Below are 6,965 nucleotides of genomic sequence, written 5' to 3'. Positions count from 1 at the left end.
AGACACCACTCCACATCACACCACCCACCCCGCCCGCGCCCGCGCGCGGGCGCGCCCGCCCCCCCCCCGGGCTGGGCCCCGGGGGCCCCCACACCCACACCGCGGGGTTGGGGGGCCCCCCGCCCGTCTTCGTACCGGGCGCCCGAGCGGCGCCCACCGGCGCGCGGTTTCACGGTGCGACTACCGGCTCCGCCAGTATATTGGCCCGGAGCCAACGAACGTTCGGAGCAGACACGATGGCACCTCGCGGGGATTCGGTCAATGAGGAGATGCGGCAACGCTCCCGTCGGCGCATCATGCGAGCCACCGTCGAACTGGTCGACCGGCACGGATACGCGGGCACCACGCTGACCGACATCGCCGAGCGGGCCGGGCTCGCGCGCGGCCTGCTCTCGTACTACTTCGACGGGAAACGGCTGCTGATGCAGTCCGCGACGCACCGGATGATGCACCAGTCGCTCTCCGGCGCGCTCGCCGAGCTGACCCCGGACGCCACACCGGCGGCCCGGCTGGCCCGCGCGATCGACGCGGTCCTCACCCTCGCCCTGGAGCATCCGCGGGTGATGCGCTCGCACCTCGCGCTGATCCTGGACCCGGACTCCGGCGCCTTCGTCCAGGACCCGGAGCAGCAGCAGCTCGGCGCCATCCTCCAGGGCCTGCTGCTCGACTGGGGCGCGCCGGACCCGGCCGCCGAGCACGCGGTGCTGCGCAGCGCGCTGATGGGCGGCTGCATCGGGGTGCTGCTGCCGGGCGCCGAACTCCCGCTGGCGCTGATCCGGGCCGACCTGTTCCGCCGCTACGACCTGCCCTGGGAGTTGGGCACCCCGCCGCAGGCACTGCCGCCGGAACGCGAACGGCCGCCGGCCCGCGGCTGACGGCGGGTGGACGGCGGCTCGGTGCCCGGGCGGCCGATCGCGGGCCGCCGGACCCGTACGCTCTGCTGAGAGCTCCCCTCAGCACTCCCCTCAGAGCTCCTTTCAGCGCTCCTTGAGGATCGAGGCCAGCAGGTCCACGGTCCGCTCGGGCGTGAGGCTGTCCACGCAGAGCCGCTCCATGACCTGGATGTACGCGTCGACGTCGTCCCGCTTGTCGAGGTACAGCGCGCTGGTGAGCTGCTCCAGGTAGACGACGTCCGCGAGGTCCTGTTCAGGGAAGCGCAGGATCGTGAACGCCCCGGACTCCCCCGCGTGCGCGCCGAATCGGAACGGCATCACCTGGATCACGACGTTGGCCTGCTCGGCGACGTCGATCAGGTACTGCACCTGGCCGCGCATCACCTTGGGCCCGCCGACGGGGCGGCGCAGCGCGGCCTCGTCGATCACGGCCCACAGCCGCGGGCTGGCGCCCTCGGTCAGCAGCTTCTGGCGACGCAGGCGGAGGCTGACCCGCCGTTCGATCTCCTCCTCGCTGACGACCGGCCGACTCTGTCCGAAAACCGCCCGTGCGTACTCCTCGGACTGCAGCAGTCCGGGGATGAACTGCACCTCGTAGGTGCGGATCAGCTGGGCGGCCTCCTCCAGGCCGACGTAGGTCTGGAACCAGCCCGGCAGCACGTCGTTGAAGCTGTGCCACCAGCCGGACTTGTTGGCCTCGCGGACCAGCCCGAGCAGTGCCTCCCGCTCCAGGCCGTCGTCCACGCCGTAGAGGCTGAGCAGGTCGGCGACGTCGCGCTCCTTGAAGCTGACGCGGCCGAGTTCCATGCGGCTGATCTTGGACTCCGAGGCCCTGATCGCGTAGCCGGCGTCCTCGCGCGTGATGCCGCGCGTCTCACGCAGGCGACGCAGCTGAGACCCGAGGAGGATCCGGCGGACCATCGAGCCGCCGCCCGGCTGAACTGTGGTCATGCGGTCGAAACCTCCACCTAGGGCAAACAGCGCACAGTCTGCCATCAGTTGAGCGCTCACGGTGCCGATACTGACGGATGTTCCTATCAGTTCCACACTCCACACACCAGGATGCACGTGCATCCGGCGCTTGCATATGCCAATAGTGCGACTGCACGTGAATCGACTCTTGCATCTGCAGTGAGCGCACACCACCATGGTGCACGTGCACCTGCACATCCCTGGCAATCCCGCGGGCTCCGCGTCGACCCCACGCGCGACTCCGTGCACCGACCCGGCAGCGTTCCCCCGCGCCACCGGGGGATCGTGTGCGCGCGCGCTGGTCGAGGGGGCGGCCGAGCGGCCGAGCGAGTCGGAGGTGACCGGCATGACCCCGGCGGGTCCAGCCGTGTCCGCCCCCTTATGGGAGGAGCTCTTCATGAGCACCGGTACGGCTTTGGCGGTTGACCCCCATGTGGTCACCTGTACGCTCGCTCCTCGCTTCGAAGCCGTCAGAACCGCGCGCGACTTCGCCAGAACCTCTCTTCAGCGCTGGGGCCTGATGGAGCTGTTCGACGACGTCGCGCTGGTGGCCTCGGAGCTGGTGACCAACGCACTGCGGCATGCGATCGGCGCACGACCCGACCCTGCGGGTGGCGCCCAGGGCGAGTACGACTTTCCCATACAGCCGACCCCCGAGGGCCGGCTGCCGATCCGAATAAGCCTGGTCCACCGCTCTCCCCAGGTGGTCTGCGCGGTGAGCGACCCGAGCTGCATCGGCCCGGTCGCCCGGGAGGCGGACTTCGTCGCCGAGTCCGGCCGCGGACTGCACCTGGTGGAGTCCTTCAGCCGCTCCTGGGGTTGGCACCCGCTGGGCAGCGGCAAGGTGGTCTGGGCCCTGTTCGAGGCGGAGCCGGCCACCGGTTCCGAACTCGGTGGACGGCACCGGCGCTCGGCCTAGCGCCAGGCGGCGCGCGGCCGGCCGAGGGAGGCCCCGGGAGGACCGCACCCCGGGCTCCGCGGGGCGGCTCGACGGGCCTGGCGCAGGTGCGCCACGGGCTCCGGCTCAGTCCTCAGGACGATTCCCACGACGATTGCCGGGCCGGCCCCCCGGACGAGCCGGCCGGACTGACGGCCGGACACCCCGGCGGCCCGACCCCCGTCCGGGCCCCCAACCGTGCGCGGGACCACCCGCCGCGCCTGCGTGCGGTCGGCCGCGAGAGCGCCCGTCGGGAGAACGCCCGTCGCGTGGCCCCGGACCGGCCCCGGACAAGACAAAGGCCGTCGCGGTGTCAGCACCCACGACGGCCCCCCGATGGCAGGACGGCGGCCGGTCAGACCGCCAGGTGGTCGAACTCCCCGTCCTTGGCCCCCAGCAGCAGGGCGGCGATCTCGGCCCGGGTGTAGATGAGCGCCGGCCCTTCCGGGAAGCGCGAGTTGCGCATCGCCACATCGCCCCCCGGCAGGGCCGCGAACTCGACGCAGTTCCCCTGGGAGTTGCTGTGCAGGCTCTTCTGCCAGAGAACCCCCTTGAGGTCGGCGGCCGCCATCCCGTTGTAGGTGTCGTACGAGCCGTGCGTGTCCTGCGAGTCGTGCATAGAAATCTCCCGAAGAGCTCCGGAGTGGTCGTCCAGCGCGGCGCTCCCGGCACCCGCCGAACGAACGGACCGGCCCCGTACCGGCCCGGCACAACGCCTCACTTGACGCGATGATAGCTGCTGTGCACGTGCATCAGCACGGGACATTGCAGGTGCACGAGGCCTTTCACCGGCAGTTCGGAACTCTTCACGGGCCCTTCTCCTGACGGTACGTAAACGGACATAGCCGAGTGAATCGCCAGATTCTCGATAACCGGCCGTGAGCGGTTCCCCGCTGAATGTTGATCTTCAGACGCCCGGAGTCGCGCTGCCGTGACGCTCCGTCAGGCGACCTCCTGGCTGTGAGACATCTCACGCGCCACACAGGCAACTCGACGCCCCGTCGGACACGTCAGGGCTACGAGCGGTGATCGCTCGAAGGCTGGGTGAGATATGTCCGGATTGCGGGCAAACCGCCCGGACGGACACGGCGGGAACGCGGCGCACCCGCCATGACCACGTGAAACTCGAACGGCAGCCGAATGCAGGCCTGACGGGCCGATGTCCTACGATCTCCGGCATGAGCACCGCAGCCATCCCGGGCGCGCCACTGCCCGTCCGCACTCCAGGCTCCCGTGCGCGGGGGCGCCACCGCCGCCCCGAGCGCCCCGAGATCCCGGCCGGCTCCCCGGCCCTGGTGCTCGCCGTGCCCGCGACCGCCGGGCCCGAGTCCCGCTCGGTCGTCGAGGAGCTGCTGTCGATCGTCCGCAGCGAGCAGAGCGGCATCCAGACCGCCGTCGGCTACCTCCCGGGCGAAGCCGCCCAGGGGGTCGACAGTGACGACCGCACCGTCGCCGAACTGCTGGCCATGGCCGCCGAGGCGGGCCTGCCCGCGCCGGTCCTGGTGCCGCTGGTACCCGGCCCGCACGGATTCCTGACCGAACTTCACGCCCTCGCCGCGGAGTACGGAGCCCCCGTCACCGACGTGCTCGGCCCGCACCCGCTGCTCGCCGAGGCCGTGCACGTGCGCCTGTCCGAGGCCGGTCTGGCACGCGCCGACCGGGCCCGGCTGTTCGCCATCGCGACCGCCGCGGACGGCGTCGTGCTGACCACCGTCGGCGGCGAGGAGGCCGCTGCCGCGGCCGGCATCACCGGTGTCCTGCTGGCGGCACGACTGGCCGTCCCGGTCGTGCCCGCCGCGCTCGACGTGCCGGGCTCGGTCGCCGCGGCCGTCAACCACCTCAAGGAGACCGGCTCCCAGCGCCCGGCGCTGGCCCCGCTGGTGATCGGGCCGGAGGCCGACTCCGAACTGCTCGCCACGGCCGCCGAGGAGACCGGCTGCCCGTCCGCGGCGCCGCTGGGCGCCTACCCGACGGTCGGCCAGCTGATCGCCGCCACCTACCTGGCCGCGCTGCCGGCACCCTCCCCCGAGGCCCTGGCGCAGGCCGAGGCCGAGGCGGCGGAGACCGCCGAGGGCGCGCACGCCGACCACTCCGGCCGGGGCGGTCACGCCGCCCACGCCGCTCGCACCGCCACCGAGGAGTCGGCCGGCCAGTAGCGGTCACCGCACGCGTGAAGGGCCCGGAACGTAGCCGTTCCGGGCCCTTCCTGCTTGTCCCGTAAGGGAGTTAAAGGGCGAATAGGTGCGATGTCCGTTCTATCCGCATTTGTTCGCCGTCGCTCGATCCATCCCCCGACGGCCACAGTGTGGACGCACCTCCTTCTCGGCGGGCGGCCCCCGGGGGACCCGACCCGCCGTCACCCGCCTCCTGAAGCACAGACAGTTGTGCACGCCCTTCGCGGCATTGCCGGAAATCGGCCATTTTCGATCATGGCGAGCGAGGGGAACGACCGTTCTCGCCAAACCGTGATGCGCGTCACAGGTGTTTGCAGTTTGAACTTAAGTCTGCTTAACGTGCTCCCCGTTCGTGGCCACACGAACCCAGTTCATCCGCGACGCCGAGTCCTGCCGTCGGATGTCCTGGCAGCGCGAAAACGCACCACGGCAGGAGCGGGGGACCCACAGGTAAGTCGCCCCGGACCGTTCCCCGGAACGATCCAGGGCTAGGGGTGAAGCCGCGCCCACAGCGCGGCCGGGCAACTCCAGCCCGAATCCGACAGCTCACCTCGCAGGCGTGGGAGAGGACTGCGTCTTCATGCTGCCCACCAACGGCACCCGTCTGTCCAGTCGTACCCGACGCGTGATCGCCGCCATCGGCGTCGCGGGCGTCGGCCTCACCATCCCCTGCCTCACCTCCGGCACCGCCTCCGCCGCCTCCGTCGCCACCTGGGACAAGGTCGCCCAGTGCGAGAGCACCGGCAACTGGAGCATCAACACCGGCAACGGCTTCTACGGCGGCCTGCAGTTCACCTCCAGCACCTGGGCCGCCTTCGGCGGCACCGCGTACGCCCCCCAGGCCAACCAGGCCACCAAGGACCAGCAGATCGCCGTCGCCGAGAAGGTCCTCGCCTCGCAGGGCCCCGGCGCCTGGCCGGTGTGCTCGGTCCAGGCCGGCCTGACCAAGGGCGGCGCCGCGGCTGCCGTCGACACCTCGGCCGGCTCGACCACCGGCTCGGCTGCCAGCTCGACCGCCACCAAGCCCGCCGCGAAGCCGGCCACCCCGGCCGCCAAGCCCGCGCAGAGCCAGGCCCCGGCCACCCCGGCCGCCAAGCCCGCGCAGAGCCAGGCCCCGGCCACCCCGGCCGCGAAGCCCGCCAAGCCGGCCGCACCGGCCCAGGACCAGGCACAGGCCCCCGCCGACTCCGCCAACGGCACCTCGGCGCAGAAGGGCCAGAACCAGGCCCAGAACAGCGCCCAGCCCCAGGGCGACGACTACACCGTCGCCTCCGGCGACTGGCTGTCCTCGATCGCCGACAAGCACAACCTCCAGGGCGGCTGGCAGCGGCTGTACGAGCTCAACCGCGGCACCCTGACCGAGGGTCCGGACACCATCTACCCGGGCCAGCGCCTCTCGTTCAAGGACGGCGGCCAGGCCCAGCAGTCGGCTCAGACCGACCAGTCCGGCTCGGACTTCACCTGGTTCGACCGCTCGCAGAAGTCCGGCCAGACCTCCAACGGCGCCGCCGTGAACGCCAAGCCGACCGCCCAGCCGCAGGCCCCGGCCCCGGCCCCGGCCGCCAAGCCGGCTTCCAAGCCGGCCGCCCAGGCGCAGACCCCCGCTCAGGCCCCGGCCGCCACCGGCAGCATGGCCGCCGCGGTCTCCTTCGCCCAGTCGAAGGTCGGCCAGGCGTACGTCTACGGCGGTACCGGCAACGGCGGTTGGGACTGCTCCGGCCTGACCCAGGCCGCGCTGCGCGCCGCGGGTGTCTCCGTCCCACGCGTCGCCGCCGACCAGGCCGCCGCCAGCACCCGCGTCTCGCTGGACAGCCTGCAGGCGGGCGACCTGCTGTTCTGGTCCAACAACGGCCAGAACTCCGGCGTCTACCACGTCGCGATCTACATCGGCGGCGGCCAGTACGTCGAGGCCGCCAACCCGAGCTCGGGCGTGCGCCTGCAGACCGTCGCCAACTGGGCGCCGGACTTCGCCGGCCGGGTCTGAGCACG

The 6,965-nt window shown here is 72.0% G+C and carries 6 protein-coding genes and 1 riboswitch; of the genes, 4 read left to right on the top strand and 2 right to left on the bottom strand.

Annotated features, from left to right (window positions below; genetic code table 11):
• The first annotated feature begins 296 nt into the window (after window positions 1-296).
• Window positions 297-875, top strand: coding sequence for a TetR/AcrR family transcriptional regulator (locus tag ACFV6D_RS22945; protein WP_244293512.1), 579 nt, complete (start codon window positions 297-299; stop codon window positions 873-875).
• A 102-nt stretch (window positions 876-977) separates the two neighbouring features.
• Here the strand turns inward: ACFV6D_RS22945 and ACFV6D_RS22940 are convergent, their stop codons facing one another.
• Window positions 978-1,844 carry a helix-turn-helix transcriptional regulator gene (locus tag ACFV6D_RS22940; RefSeq protein WP_063350131.1) on the bottom strand — a complete coding sequence of 289 codons (867 nt, stop codon included), beginning with the start codon at window positions 1,842-1,844 and terminating at the stop codon, window positions 978-980.
• Between the two features lie 418 nt (window positions 1,845-2,262).
• Between ACFV6D_RS22940 and ACFV6D_RS22935 the strand changes: the two genes are divergently transcribed.
• Window positions 2,263-2,784, top strand: a complete 522-nt coding sequence (locus tag ACFV6D_RS22935; protein WP_244293511.1) for an ATP-binding protein — start codon at window positions 2,263-2,265, stop codon at window positions 2,782-2,784.
• Between the two features lie 373 nt (window positions 2,785-3,157).
• Here ACFV6D_RS22935 and ACFV6D_RS22930 read toward each other — a convergent pair whose 3' ends face one another.
• On the bottom strand, window positions 3,158-3,421 hold the full coding sequence (locus tag ACFV6D_RS22930; RefSeq protein ID WP_063350130.1) for a DUF397 domain-containing protein: 264 nt from the start codon (window positions 3,419-3,421) through the stop codon (window positions 3,158-3,160).
• 559 nt (window positions 3,422-3,980) lie between these two features.
• Here ACFV6D_RS22930 and ACFV6D_RS22925 point away from each other — a divergent pair.
• Both ACFV6D_RS22925 and ACFV6D_RS22920 read left to right on the top strand, forming a co-directional pair.
• Window positions 3,981-4,958: a hypothetical protein gene (locus ACFV6D_RS22925; protein ID WP_063350129.1), complete on the top strand. Its 978-nt coding sequence runs from the start codon at window positions 3,981-3,983 to the stop codon at window positions 4,956-4,958.
• Between the two features lie 430 nt (window positions 4,959-5,388).
• A riboswitch (cyclic di-AMP (ydaO/yuaA leader) is annotated at window positions 5,389-5,549 on the top strand.
• Window positions 5,536-6,960 (top strand): transglycosylase family protein, encoded by a 1,425-nt coding sequence (locus ACFV6D_RS22920; protein WP_380560968.1) that lies wholly within the window; start codon window positions 5,536-5,538, stop codon window positions 6,958-6,960. (Overlaps the previous riboswitch by 14 nt.)
• Window positions 6,961-6,965: the final 5 nt, after the last annotated feature.

This window comes from Kitasatospora sp. NPDC059812 (assembly GCF_042732075.1).
In the GTDB taxonomy this organism is placed as follows: Bacteria; Actinomycetota; Actinomycetes; order Streptomycetales; family Streptomycetaceae; genus Kitasatospora.
Note: the sequence above shows the minus strand (reverse complement) of the source record. Positions and strands in the feature narration are given on the sequence as shown.